At 43.5% G+C, this 13,095-nt stretch carries 12 protein-coding genes; 5 read left to right on the top strand and 7 right to left on the bottom strand.

Features of this window, described 5'->3' with window-relative positions:
* Nucleotide 1: 1 nt before the first annotated feature.
* From DM09_RS02740 to DM09_RS02765, 7 genes are read right to left on the bottom strand one after another with little or no spacing between them, the layout of a single operon-like run.
* Nucleotides 2-703 carry a CdaR family protein gene (locus tag DM09_RS02740; RefSeq protein WP_051937998.1) on the bottom strand — a complete coding sequence of 234 codons (702 nt, stop codon included), beginning with the start codon at nucleotides 701-703 and terminating at the stop codon, nucleotides 2-4.
* Nucleotides 700-1,488 carry a diadenylate cyclase gene (locus DM09_RS02745; protein WP_232507732.1) on the bottom strand — a complete coding sequence of 263 codons (789 nt, stop codon included), beginning with the start codon at nucleotides 1,486-1,488 and terminating at the stop codon, nucleotides 700-702. The genes DM09_RS02740 and DM09_RS02745 overlap by 4 nt, the downstream gene beginning before the upstream one ends.
* Complete coding sequence (folP, locus tag DM09_RS02750; protein ID WP_038247552.1) at nucleotides 1,482-2,315, bottom strand: dihydropteroate synthase; 834 nt, start codon at nucleotides 2,313-2,315, stop codon at nucleotides 1,482-1,484. The genes DM09_RS02745 and folP overlap by 7 nt, the downstream gene beginning before the upstream one ends.
* 2 nt (nucleotides 2,316-2,317) lie before the next feature.
* On the bottom strand, nucleotides 2,318-4,246 hold the full coding sequence (gene ftsH, locus DM09_RS02755; RefSeq protein WP_051938000.1) for an ATP-dependent zinc metalloprotease FtsH: 1,929 nt from the start codon (nucleotides 4,244-4,246) through the stop codon (nucleotides 2,318-2,320).
* 15 nt (nucleotides 4,247-4,261) lie between these two features.
* On the bottom strand, nucleotides 4,262-5,233 hold the full coding sequence (gene tilS / locus DM09_RS02760; RefSeq protein WP_051938002.1) for a tRNA lysidine(34) synthetase TilS: 972 nt from the start codon (nucleotides 5,231-5,233) through the stop codon (nucleotides 4,262-4,264).
* Nucleotides 5,234-5,244: 11 nt separating this feature from the next.
* Nucleotides 5,245-5,409 (bottom strand): hypothetical protein, encoded by a 165-nt coding sequence (locus DM09_RS11525; protein WP_157753585.1) that lies wholly within the window; start codon nucleotides 5,407-5,409, stop codon nucleotides 5,245-5,247.
* A gap of 22 nt (nucleotides 5,410-5,431) precedes the next feature.
* Complete coding sequence (locus DM09_RS02765) at nucleotides 5,432-7,576, bottom strand: hypothetical protein (protein ID WP_038247553.1); 2,145 nt, start codon at nucleotides 7,574-7,576, stop codon at nucleotides 5,432-5,434.
* Between the two features lie 111 nt (nucleotides 7,577-7,687).
* Here DM09_RS02765 and DM09_RS02770 point away from each other — a divergent pair, with 111 nt between their 5' ends.
* The 5 genes from DM09_RS02770 to bioA all read left to right on the top strand — a co-directional run bounded on the left by DM09_RS02770 (nucleotide 7,688) and on the right by bioA (nucleotide 13,049).
* Nucleotides 7,688-8,542, top strand: coding sequence for a metal ABC transporter substrate-binding protein (locus DM09_RS02770; protein ID WP_051938004.1), 855 nt, complete (start codon nucleotides 7,688-7,690; stop codon nucleotides 8,540-8,542).
* A complete protein-coding gene (locus DM09_RS02775) occupies nucleotides 8,539-9,393 on the top strand; it encodes a metal ABC transporter ATP-binding protein (RefSeq protein WP_081881065.1) in 855 nt (284 codons plus the stop codon). Before DM09_RS02770 ends, DM09_RS02775 begins: the two co-directional genes overlap by 4 nt.
* Nucleotides 9,386-10,219 carry a metal ABC transporter permease gene (locus DM09_RS02780; protein WP_038247555.1) on the top strand — a complete coding sequence of 278 codons (834 nt, stop codon included), beginning with the start codon at nucleotides 9,386-9,388 and terminating at the stop codon, nucleotides 10,217-10,219. Before DM09_RS02775 ends, DM09_RS02780 begins: the two co-directional genes overlap by 8 nt.
* A 2-nt stretch (nucleotides 10,220-10,221) precedes the next feature.
* Nucleotides 10,222-11,730 (top strand): threonine ammonia-lyase, biosynthetic, encoded by a 1,509-nt coding sequence (gene ilvA, locus DM09_RS02785; RefSeq protein ID WP_038247557.1) that lies wholly within the window; start codon nucleotides 10,222-10,224, stop codon nucleotides 11,728-11,730.
* Nucleotides 11,731-11,822: 92 nt separating this feature from the next.
* Nucleotides 11,823-13,049, top strand: coding sequence for an adenosylmethionine--8-amino-7-oxononanoate transaminase (bioA, locus tag DM09_RS02790; RefSeq protein WP_038247559.1), 1,227 nt, complete (start codon nucleotides 11,823-11,825; stop codon nucleotides 13,047-13,049).
* The last annotated feature ends 46 nt before the right edge of the window (nucleotides 13,050-13,095 follow it).

Raw genomic sequence — 13,095 nt, forward strand, 5'->3', positions numbered from 1 at the left:
CTTATTTATCCCCAATACTCTTTTGTGTATTCGCATCTGGCACATCAGCATCAGCTGTTGCATCGATATGACTCAGTTCCCCACGAATACGTATACTCAAATCTTTATCTAATAAATGGATGCCTTGCCCACTCAATGGCACAAGCTCGGCTTGCACATCAAACAAGCCCTCTTCCAATGGCAATCGCACAGCAACAGTATCCACTTTGTTTAATGTGCTTAACCAAACCTCTGGACCTGAAAGTTTCACAATCGATGGGGTTACTACCACATGTTGTACTTCCCACCCTTGTGGCAAATCAAACGTAGGAACCACATCTAAAATACGTGTGACAATATGATCCACTTGTAATTGCACACTATCTGGCTGAATTTTTTCAACCTTTAATCCAACAGGTAAATCAATGGTTTCAACATCCAATGCCTGCTCAATCACACCAGGCATATTCAATGATGATGCATCCACAGATACAAATAAGTTTTTGGTATCCAAAGCATTTAGTTGCGCCTGCAAACCAGAAATAGTCACACTTACCTGATCGGGTAAATCATTCACAATCACCATATCAGCAGGCACATCACGTACTTGTAATGCAACATCCATGCGTACTGAACCCATACCTTGACCGTGAACCTGCACCCACAATACAACTGCAATCAACACTGACCAAAATGGTAACCCCAATACACGAAGCATTCTCATGTTTTACTTTTCCCATTGGCTTTCATGGAAACCAATTTTTTCTTCAGCTTTAATTTTAATGTTTTGGCATCCAAAGCTTCGCCCAGCTCACCATTTTCAACCAAGTGTACATCACCGCGTTCTTCTGAAACAACCAAAACCAAAGCATCATTTTCTTCTGTCAAACCAATAGCTGCTCTATGCCGAGTACCTAAGTCGCCATCAACACTTTTCGACTTGGCTAGCGGTAATAATACTCGGGCGGATCTTATTTCGGGAAGATTTTCCTCATTTAAGGCAATCACCACAGCACCATCATGCAATGGTGTGGAGGGTGAGAATAGTGTTAATATCAACTCAGCATCTGCGCGTGAGTGCAACAAAACACCACTTTCATCCAAGTGTTTCAAGCCTGTTTCCCGTTCAAAAACAATCAAAGCTCCCCATCGCTTATTGATAAGTCTAGTCGTTGCTTTAACAACTGCAGCGATAAGCTCATCCTTAGGCGTGGCTGAAACCGCAAGCGGGTTCACAGCCACACGCATCAAACCTTTACGAATCTCAGCTTGAAAAAGAACCACTAAAATCACAATAAAAACAGAGAAAACTTGATCAAATATCCACTCAACCGTCAGTAAACCGAAAGTACGCGCCACTTCATACAACACAAACATCAAGGCTAGCCCAATCAGCATTTTCTCAGCATGTGTGCCTCGAATTAAACGCAGCACATAATAGACCACAAACGCAACAAGCCCTATATCAATCAAATCGAGTAGGCTAACTTGCATATTACCAATCAACATACGCTAAGCTGCCTATAATCAGCTAGTTTCGCTGCCACCATCATGGGATGGTGAAGTGTGCAATCATGGACTCGAACCATATCCACACCATTAAACACCCCAATTGCCGAAGCAACAGCTGTTTCCACTTCACGGTGATGAATATCTGAACCCGTAATTTTCCCTAAGAAAGACTTGCGAGATGCACCCAACAACACAGGCAAAGCAAACTTTCGTTTTATTTGGTCTATATTGGCAATCAAAGTTAAATTATCTTCAAGATTTTTACCAAAACCTATGCCAGGATCAAGAATAATTGATGTTCTCTTAATCCCTGCCGCTAAACAGGCATCGATACGACGTTCAAAAAACTGTATCACTTCAGCAAGCACATTCACATACTTCGGCGCTTGTTGCATGGTTTCTGGTGTGCCTTGCATATGCATTAAACATACATCGACACCTGACTTTGCCACGACAGCCAAACTATCGCGATCAAACGTCAATGCGCTCACATCATTCACTAAACTGGCACCTGCCTCAATCGCCTGCCGCATCACCTCAGCTTTCATGGTATCAATAGAGATCACGATATCATTAGGCAATGCCTGAATCACAGGAATCACACGGGCAAGTTCTTCCTCAAGGCTGACAGGCTCAGCATTAGGGCGCGTTGATTCACCACCAACATCAATAATATCCGCACCTTGTGAAAGCATGACTTCAGTTTTACACACAAGCTCGGATACACTCAGGCCTGCACCATCAGAAAAAGAATCTGGTGTGCAATTGAGCACCCCCATCAGCCACGTAGGCTGCCCTTTTTTACGATGCCAACGCGCCGTCAAGCTTAACTCTCTTGACCTGTCTCTTTCCCATCTTTGGGTTCATGTTTTTCTTCACCAGCATCCATGGCGATATCTTCTTCGCCCGTATCATCATTGTTACTGGAAAAAGTACTTTGATCCACAGGACGTTGAAGTTTTTCACCACGCAATAAAGCAGACACTTCTTTACCCGACAATGTTTCATACTCCAGCAATGCTTGAGCAATAATTTCCAACTCATCACGGTGGTCTGTTAAAATTTTACGCGCTTTTTCTTCGGCTATATCAACAAAAGCTCGAATTTCTTCATCAATAATCAGCGCTGTTGCATCAGACACATGTTTATTTTGTGTCACTGAACGACCCAAAAATACCTCTTCTTCATTTTCAGAAAAACGCAAACGTCCCAAACGTTCACTAAAGCCATACTCTGTCACCATAGCTCTAGCAATTTTTGTAGCTTGCTGAATATCATGACCTGCACCTGTGGTAATGTTTTCAGGACCAAATACCAATTCTTCAGCCATGCGTCCACCAAACAAAGATGCCAAACGTGACTCCAACTCAATACGCGACTGACTTAAACGATCGCGTTCTGGCAAGTTCATGGTCACACCCAAAGCACGACCACGCGGAATAATCGTCACCTTATGCAAAGGATCATGTTTAGGGCTGTGAATACCAACAAGCGCATGACCTGCTTCATGGTAAGCCGTTAATGCTTTTTCCTCATCGGTCATTGCCATGGATTTACGCTCAGCACCCATCATGACTTTATCTTTGGACTCTTCAAAATCTTGATTGGTCACTTTATCACGATTGTATCGTGCAGCACTTAATGCAGCTTCATTCACCAAGTTTGCCAAGTCCGCGCCTGAGAACCCAGGTGTACCCCGTGCCAAAGCTTGTACATCCACATCCGATGATAAAGGCACTTTTTTCATGTGTACTTTAAGAATCTGTACACGACCTGCCATATCAGGATTACCAACAACCACTTGACGGTCAAAACGGCCCGGACGAAGTAATGCAGGGTCAAGCACATCTGGGCGGTTGGTGGCAGCCACCAAAATCACACCTTCATTGGCCTCAAAGCCATCCATCTCCACCAACAATTGGTTCAATGTTTGTTCGCGTTCATCATTACCACCGCCAATGCCTGCACCGCGGTGTCTACCCATAGCATCAATCTCATCAACAAAAATAATGCATGGTGCATGTTTTTTAGCTTGTTCAAACATATCACGCACGCGTGATGCACCTACACCTACGAACATTTCCACAAAATCTGAGCCTGAAATAGAATAAAATGGAACCTCAGCTTCACCAGCAATCGCACGACCCAACAACGTTTTACCTGTGCCCGGAGGTCCTACAAGCAGGATACCTTTAGGAATTTTACCACCCAATCGGGTGAATTTGGTCGGGTCGCGTAAAAACTCAATGACTTCAGTGACTTCTTGTTTGGCTTCATCACAACCCGCTACATCTTCAAATGTTACACGGTCTTTATGTTCGGTAAGCAACTTGGCTTTAGATTTACCAAAACCCATGGCTCCACCTTTGCCACCACCTTGCATTTGACGCATAAAGAAAATCCATACACCAATCAATAACAACATAGGGAACCATGAAATCAAAATGGTTAAGAACATAGATTCTTCACGATGCGATGCTTTCACTTCAACTTTATTATCAATCAAACGTTGCACCAAGCTAGGGTCATCGGGCAACTCAAGTTCGAATCGTGTAACATTACCAGACATGTCGCGGTAATGACCCACTGCTTTTTTATCTTGGATGGTAACATCATCCACAAGCCCTTGGTCTACTTTTTCAATAAACGCGGTATAACTTAGCGGCTGTGTTTTGCCCATTGGCGCACTGAACATATTAAAAATGCTCATCATTGTCATACCAATTACAATCCATAAAAGTAGGTTTTTATTCATATTTTATCACTATCCTTATGTTTCACTATTCATACATCTTTTGCGCAAACTCACCTTTCCTTGGCAAAGTTGCAAGTCTTGTTCATGCCGATACAAACAACATCCTGACAGATTCAGCCAACCATGACCACCCTGTTCACGCCATGTCTCAATGGCATGAATATGTCTTCGCCCCAACACACTTCCATCAACAAACAACATACCAACCATTTTTTGCAACAAATAAACACGCACTGGTAACAACTGCCCACACCAATCTTCCCAATTCATCGCACATACTACGATAGAATCTTGCTGCCATCGTTGCAAAGTCACAGCTTGCGCAAGCCCTTCTATCTCTGTTTGTATACGTTCAGCTTGTTTCTGCCAACGTAAAAACAACGCACTGGGTTCAATCTGGCGTGCTTTCATTGCTGGAAACAACTTATGCCTTATTTTATTTCGCCAAATGGTAACATCTTGATTGCTTACATCTTCGTGCCACTCTATTTGGCGGCAGATTAAGAATTGCTTAAGCCGTTCTTTACGCACAGTTAACAGTGGTCGCCAAAGTGTTACACACTGTTGCTGCCTAACATTCTTCATACCTTGGCAACCGGCAACCCCAGCACCTTGTAACAAACGCATACACACCGTCTCTGCTTGGTCTTCAGCATGATGCCCCAACACAATATGTTTACACCCTGTTTCTTTTGCCAATGCCGCAAAGGCTTGATAACGATGTTTCCGCGCTTCAGCCTCAATATTGCTTTTAGCCTTATGTGTATGCCTTAAATGAAAGCTTAAGCCCCAAAATTTAGCCTGCTGTGCTAACGCCTCGGCGATCAATCCAGACTGCTTACTCCATCCATGGTCGACATGCCACAATTGAACATCAAAACCTGCATCCTGCAATAACAAAACAAGCGCCGTAGAGTCCAAACCTCCAGACCATGCCACAGCAACTTGTTTAGGCATGGTGCCCAATAATGGTAAATCAAATGGCATTGTAGTCACGCTTAATAAAACACTGTCGTTTTAGGGAAGTTCTGAATAAACATGGATGAAGTAGCTTGTGATTCAGCGTATTCAAAATCTAGGCGTGAGTTACCTGAAATAGCCAAGCTATTGCGCAAACTCACAACACAGCGTTTGAATGCTCTGGACACAAAATACAGTTTCATGGTTTATTCAGAACTTCCTTAGTTACTTCCAACGAGGTAAACCATCATTATAAATACGTTTACCCACTACACTTGTCATATCAATCAACTCATACAAATCGGTATCCACACCAGCCAATGCTGGGCGACCAGCTCGAATAAACAAATACACCTCATCATCCTGACGTGAGCGAATACATACCACCTTCAAACCTTCTGGCGGCAAGCGAAACTCAGGTAATACAGATTGTGCAGCTTTTGATGTTGGTCGAAACTCTTTAACCACCGCTTTATTTTGCATGGATGCACAAAGCTCTGTTAACGCCTGAGATGTCAGGGCAAAACCATTATTGTACAAAACATATTCTGAATGACCTGTACCACTCTCTAAACTATCTACACGCACCCCACCCAATGGGCTTTTACGCATTTTTTGGTCACGGTAAGAAATCAATCGACCCACACCAACATCACGTACCACGCCAGCATCTGCTTGTGAGACAGCCAGACTAAATGCCAAGGTATGTTTTCCCAACTTCGGATGTTCAAAAGTCGCAAAGTCCCAATCTCCCATCAATGCCGCACACATAGATACTGCGGGCATGCTGGCTGCTGCACCTTCTTCAGTAGCTTCTTCAAACCATAACCTCAATTGGACACGCAACTCTTTTCCTACATCAACCAACCCCTTCACGCTACCTCGAAGCAAACATCCTGATGCTGAAATTTGATCAATATACACATGTTCGTGCTGACTCACCAAATCCATCACATTGGGCATAAAATATTTGCTCAAAAACTCCATACGGTTTTTCACGGTAATAGTCATACCTGCAAGGTAATCCGACCACTCTACACGCAAACAACCCTGTTTATTTGCCAGCGATGTACCGCCATGCAAAGACTTATTAGCATCAGGCTGAAAATAAACAATATCACCATCCATATAAGCCTTTTCAATCAAAGCATTAGCTTCTTTACCTTTTTTACCCGCCGTAATGTCCGCAGTTTTATCCATCCATAATGATTCTTGTTCTCGTCTGGTGACTTCTACTTTGACATCTTCTTCAAACACACGAAAAGCATTCAATACAACATCTTCATGTAACCAAGGTGAAGCTGCATTTTTCGCAGCTTTACCACCCTCTCTTACCGCCAATAGCCAACTTGCGACTGGGTGTTCTTTCTGCGCAGATGCAAGCAGTTTCACCACAGCATCAGGTAATTTTTCAGGGCGCGCTAACAATAAGTCCAGCTTTTTAGCATCCAAGACCCATTGCATCCACACACCTTGTTTGGTTTTTTGTGCCAATGTCCACAGTGCCAAACGTGCCCAGCTGCGTTTCACCATATGTTCGCCCATGCGATCTTGTGCCAGTAAAGGCAAAATACCGGCTTCATTTTTTGCGCCAACTTTAAGCCTAATCTCACGCATACGCGGCAACAAGTCTGGCTCTAAACCATAAGCTTTAATCATGATTCGTGAGTCTGCCAACAAATTAGCATCGGGCTGCTGATAAAAGAACGCCATGGGTGTTGCGGGAATAATCATGGTTTCATAGGTAGCAATACGTGTCATTTCCACGGCACCACCCACAAATTTTTTCAAAAATAAACGCAGTGCCCAATCATATAAACCACCCAACACCGACACCATGACATGGTCGTTATGTTCCGCGTGTTCATTGGGTAAACGTCCAATCGCATCACGAATCAACCGCAATACCAACACATTCACTGCGGGCACCCAAGGTGCTGTATCCTCTTGATCTTGTCGCCAAGATTGTGTCCACATATCTTGCCAAACTTTAAAAAGAGCCAGTCCCCCATTTTCATCTGCGCACCAATGATGCAGCAATGTTTGCGGAAAATGGGGATACAATGATTGCAAATGTTTCATCATTTCGCGGGCAACAGGGTTCATTTTAGGTAGCTGGTGCGCCGACACCCGCTGCTTATTTATCATGTATTTTACAGAATAATCATACAACCGTTTCACCGCATTATTAAACACCGAAGATATTTGCGAGTGCATCACATATGGCACATATTCACGTGCATCTTCACCCGGTACATACAACGGCAAACGTCGTGCATCCACACGACAACGTTTTGCAGCACTCTCACCTTGCTGCAAGATGGGGCGATACCAACTCCAACGATAATCAAAATATTCAGGTGAAAGCATTATTTCCCGCTCCTTTCAAACTTAACCACTTGACCCTAACACATACAACATTGGTTCATTGCCCATTCACAGGTAGAGTGCGCCCCTAAGTTAAGGTAAAAAGCATGCAAAATGCAACATTTACAACAACCACAGGAAAAAACGATGAAACTTTTTATCACGCTATCTCTATCTTTTATAGCACAAATGATGCTAATCACAAGCACAAATGCTGCCAATTTACCGACAAAACCCAAAAGTATTATCGTCACCTTACCTCCACTTTCAGGTTTAACCACCATGCTACTGCCTGAAGTAAAAAACCAATGTTTACTGTCTGCTGGTGCTGACCCACACCATTTTCAACCCTCGCCCAAACAAGTGGATCTCATCAACCAAGGGCATTTATTGATTCGTGCATCACACGATGATCAAGGCTGGCCTATTCAAACCCAGCCTGAACACACCTTGGATTTATCACCCACACAAAACCATGCTTGGCTACAGTTTTCCCAAGTTAAGCACATGCTTCCTATCCTTGCCCAAGCATTGATAAACAACTTTCCACAATACCAACAACAAATTCAAACGCGTTTAAAACAAAAGCTCAAAGACATAACGCAACTCGAAACAACTTGGGACAAACAATTACAAGTGTTAAAAAAACATGGTGTTTTTATGCAGCACCCTGCATGGCAAGGTTTGTTTGATAACAAGAACATTCCCGTTTGGGCGGTATTAGAATCTGAACAACATGGGCATGAACAAGGCCCAAGACATTTAGAAGAAGCGCTTTATACATTAAAAAAACATCCTTCAGCCATATTGATTGGTAGTACCCGTCACAGCAACCGCAGTTTGGAATGGTTAAGCAGACATCATACCCCCAAAAAGGAAATTATTCTACTCGATGAGTTGGGCACATGCAATCAAGCATGGGATGTACTCATGCGACACAATTTGGATGTTTTAGCAGGTAAACTGTGAGCACACCCATCATTAGTTTATCCCATGTCCGCTTTGGCCCTGCCAAGAAACCCATTTTAGACAATCTATCCTTGGAAGTACCAGCAGGTCATTTCATGGGCATTATTGGCCCCAATGGCGCAGGTAAAAGTACGCTTTTAACCATCATCGCAGGGCTAACCAAACCTGATGCAGGACATATCGACTTATTTGGACGCTGTTTAAACAGTAAAACCCGCATATCTTTGCAAGAAAACATTGGTTACTTGCATCAAAAACATGCCAATCAACCCGATATACCCATGCGTGTATATGATGTGGTTGCTATGGGGCTGACCAGCTTTAACCAATCACTTTGGCATGGTTTATTCGCAGATAAACAAGCTGAAAAAGATGCTATTCATCATGCCCTCACCTTGGTTGAAATGGATAACCATATACATACTGATTTCAGAAACTTATCAGGTGGACAACAGCAGCGTGTTCGTTTGGCAAGAGCCTTGGTTCGTCAACCCAAACTGTTACTTTTAGATGAACCTTCTGCCGCTTTAGACAGCCCGCGCCAAGAAAAACTCTACAAACTGCTACGCAAACTATGCGATGAAAACAATATGACCGTATTGATGGTTGAACATGATGTTGCAGCCATTACATCCTACGTGGATTCGGTTGCCTGCTTAAATAAACAAATGCATCACCACGCCAAAAAAGGCGAAACCATCCCTGATGAGGTATGGCGTGAAATGTATGGTGAACATGTGAATATTGTTGCCCATGATGCAAGCTGTATTGGTTGCGTGCCCTCACCCCAGAATCATTCGCAGAAGCAGTCGTCACCAGAACAACATCACCACGAGTTTCATCATGATTGATTTCCTTAACCAGTTTTTTAACAGCCCCGTCATGCAAGATGCATTGCCCCCTGCATTATTGATTGCATTTATCACTGCATCCATGTCCATCATGGTTGTTGCCCATAGATTATCCTTCCTCACGGTTGGTGTATCCCATGCTTCACTGGCAGGGCTTGGATTGGCTGTCGCTTTAAGCTTACCACTTTTACCAACTGCTGCTGCAACTGCCATCGCTATTGCCCTTTTATTGGCAGTCTTACCCAACCGTCAAGGTATCAATGAAGATGCTGGCACGGGTATGTTGTTTGCGGGCAGTATGGCTTTGGGTGTGGTCTTAATTTCCAGCACCAGCCGCAATGAAGTAGATTTATTTGGGTTGTTATTTGGTAATATTTTGACTGTATCCCCTGATGATATGCAATGGATTATGGGCGGAAGCATACTCGTTGTGTTCAGCATCATACTTTGGGCAAAAAGCTGGTGGAGTATGGCTTTTGATATGATTACCGCCAAAGCTTCAGGCATTGCCACATCAAGATTGCGCTTAATCTTACACGGCATGATTGGTTTAACCGTGGTGATGTGCGTTAAACTTGCAGGTATTGTGTTAACCACGGGATTATTGGTCTTACCCGCTGCTTGCGCTTGGTTTTGGGGGCGTTCGATGTTTAACCTTTGGTGGCTAAGCCTCTCTTTTTCATTGGTAGGCACATTGGGTGGTTTGATGTGGTCATATCAGTATGATTGGCCATCAGGTGCAGCGATTATTTTAATGTTATGTGTATTGTTTACCATCAGCTGGGCAGCTTCTTGGCTGCAACAACAATACCAAAAAAGTAGGTAACCATGAGTTTTGATTATATAAAAGCCATTGATGAAGCCAAAGTGTATGATGTTGCGATTAAAACACCGCTCACGGCTGCACCCAAATTATCCAAACGTTTAAACAATGATGTGGTATTCAAACGCGAAGACTTACAACCTGTATTCTCGTTTAAGCTTCGTGGTGCATACAATAAAATCGCCAACCTTAGCCAAGAAGACAAAGACAAAGGTGTGATTTGTGCATCTGCAGGCAATCATGCCCAAGGTGTTGCCATGAGTGCCGCCAAGCTTGGCATTGCAGCCACGATTGTGATGCCTGAAACCACGCCCGATATCAAAGTGTCTGCCGTAGAAGCCATGGGCGGTAATGTGGTGTTGATTGGTGATTCCTATTCCGATGCTTCAGCACATGCCAAAGTCTTGTGCGATGAAAATGGATACACCTTTATCCACCCTTACGACAATGAACTGGTGATTGCAGGGCAAGGCACTGTCGCCAAAGAATTAATCAAACAAAGCAAGCGACCGATTGATGCCGTGTTTATTCCTATCGGTGGTGGTGGTTTAGCTGCGGGTATTGCCGCATATTTCAAAGCCAAATCCCCACAAACCAAGTTGATTGGTGTTGAGCCCGTGGACTCCGCAGCCATGTTTGAGTCTATAAAAGCAGATAAACTGGTCACTTTAGACCAAGTGGGTATTTTTGCAGATGGTGTAGCGGTCAAACAAGTCGGTGACATCACATTTGACCTATGCAAACAATATTTGGATGAAGTCATCTTGGTCGACACTGATGAAACATGTGCCGCCATCAAGGATATTTACGATGAAATTCGCGCTATTGTTGAGCCTGCGGGCGCATTGGCTTTGGCAGCCTTGAAAAAATATGTCAAACGTGAAGCTGTCAATAAACAAACATTGGTTGCTATCAATAGCGGTGCAAACATGAATTTTGACCGTCTACGCCATGTTTCAGAGCGCGCAGAATTGGGAGAACGTCGTGAAGCGTTGTTCACTGTACAAATTCCTGAAAGAGCAGGTTCATTCCTTGAATTTTGCAATCAACTGGGCGCATACAATGTCACTGAATTCAATTATCGTATGTCCAGCCGCCATGAAGCTTATGTATATGTAGGCGTTGCCATCAAACATGGTTCACAAGCTGAAAAAATCACCACTGAATTGCGTGAGCATGGCTATCAAATCACCAGTTTGATGGACAATGAAGCTGCAAAATTGCATTTAAGGCATTTGGTGGGCGGTAAGTCTGTGGATGTGCATGATGAACACCTATATCGCTTCGAATTTCCAGAACGCCCGCGTGCATTGCTCGATTTCTTAACCAAACTTGCAGGTCGCTGGAATATATCCCTATTCCATTATCGCAATCATGGTGCTGCATTTGGTCGCGTTTTGGTTGGTTTTGAAGTACCTGATAAGGACTTAAATACTTTCCAAGCTTTCCTCGAAGATGTGGGTTACACCTATGTTGATGAAAGCAATAATGAAGCCTTAAAGCTATTTTTATAATGTTCAACATAAACAATTCCGTCATTCCCGCGAAGGCGGGAATCCATGAAGTAGATTCCCGCCTTCGCGGGAATGACGGCTAAGTTTGAATCATGTCTAACTCAGCATGGGAACGCGAGCATATTTGGCATCCCTATGCCGCTATGCCCAACCCTTCACCTATTTACCAAGTTGAATCCGCACAAGGCGTAAACCTCACCCTCAGCGATGGGCGAACAGTCATTGATGGCATGAGCTCATGGTGGTCTGCGATTCATGGTTATAATGTGCCAGAATTGAACCAAGCCATTGAAAAACAACTCAAAAACATGGCACATGTGATGTTTGGTGGCTTAACCCATCAACCTGCCATTGATTTAGCCAAAATATTGCTAGAAATCGCACCGAATAACCTAAAACACGTCTTTTTTGCCGATTCAGGCTCAGTTTCCGTCGAAACTGCCTTAAAAATGGCATTACAATACTGGCAAGGTCAAAAAAATACTAAAAAGACCAAGTTTTTAAGCCTCACCCACGCTTATCACGGCGACACATTCGGCGCGATGAGTGTCTGCGACCCTGATAATAGTATGCATCATCTATTCAGAGACATATTACCCCAACATATCTTTGTGCAACCCGAGATTGAAAGTTTGCGAACAACTTTTGCCCAACATCACCATGAACTTTCCGCCATGATTATTGAACCCATCGTGCAAGGTGCTGGTGGTATGCTATTTTATGATGCCGAAGTATTAAAAGAAATCCGCGTATTGTGTAATGAATATAATGTACTCCTCATTGTCGATGAAATAGCCACAGGTTTTGGGCGCACAGGTAAATTATTCGCCTGTGAACACGCCAATATTCAGCCTGACATCTTATGTCTAGGCAAAGCCTTAACAGGTGGCTACATGACACTCGCCGCCATACTCTGTGACCCTAAAATCAGCCAAGGCATCCAAAAAGAAGGTAATATCCTCATGCACGGCCCCACCTTTATGGCAAACCCATTAGCATGTGCTGTTGCCAAAGCATCCATTGATTTATTACTGGTTTCGCCTTGGCAACAACGCATCCAAAACATCGAAACCCAACTCAAAAATGGTTTAAAGCCCTGCCTACAATCGAATAAAGTTGCAGATGTGCGGGTGATAGGTGCGATTGGCGTGGTCGAAATGAAAGAGGTCATGGATATATCATCCATTCAAGCCAAACTCATCGAACAGGGCGTGTGGCTGCGTCCTTTTGGTAAGTTATTATACACCATGCCACCATTCATCGCTTCCCATGCAAACATACAACAAATAAACAACGCCATTACCATGCAGTGCTCTTAAAAAGCATTTCAATTCCCAAATAATTCTGCTAAAATATTTCATGTGC

This window comes from Ghiorsea bivora (genome assembly GCF_000744415.1).
In the GTDB taxonomy this organism is placed as follows: Bacteria; Pseudomonadota; Zetaproteobacteria; order Mariprofundales; family Mariprofundaceae; genus Ghiorsea; species Ghiorsea bivora.

Bases quoted from the DNA above. Each gene is read 5' to 3' on its own strand.
- bioA (WP_038247559.1), top strand. From the start codon at position 11,823: ATGTCTAACTCAGCATGGGAACGCGAGCATATTTGGCATCCCTATGCC.
- ilvA (WP_038247557.1), top strand. From the start codon at position 10,222: ATGAGTTTTGATTATATAAAAGCCATTGATGAAGCCAAAGTGTATGAT.
- DM09_RS11525 (WP_157753585.1), bottom strand. From the start codon at position 5,409: ATGAAACTGTATTTTGTGTCCAGAGCATTCAAACGCTGTGTTGTGAGT.
- ftsH (WP_051938000.1), bottom strand. From the start codon at position 4,246: ATGAATAAAAACCTACTTTTATGGATTGTAATTGGTATGACAATGATG.
- tilS (WP_051938002.1), bottom strand. From the start codon at position 5,233: ATGCCATTTGATTTACCATTATTGGGCACCATGCCTAAACAAGTTGCT.
- DM09_RS02745 (WP_232507732.1), bottom strand. From the start codon at position 1,488: ATGTTGATTGGTAATATGCAAGTTAGCCTACTCGATTTGATTGATATA.
- DM09_RS02780 (WP_038247555.1), top strand. From the start codon at position 9,386: ATGATTGATTTCCTTAACCAGTTTTTTAACAGCCCCGTCATGCAAGAT.
- DM09_RS02740 (WP_051937998.1), bottom strand. From the start codon at position 703: ATGAGAATGCTTCGTGTATTGGGGTTACCATTTTGGTCAGTGTTGATT.
- DM09_RS02765 (WP_038247553.1), bottom strand. From the start codon at position 7,576: ATGCTTTCACCTGAATATTTTGATTATCGTTGGAGTTGGTATCGCCCC.
- DM09_RS02770 (WP_051938004.1), top strand. From the start codon at position 7,688: ATGCAACATTTACAACAACCACAGGAAAAAACGATGAAACTTTTTATC.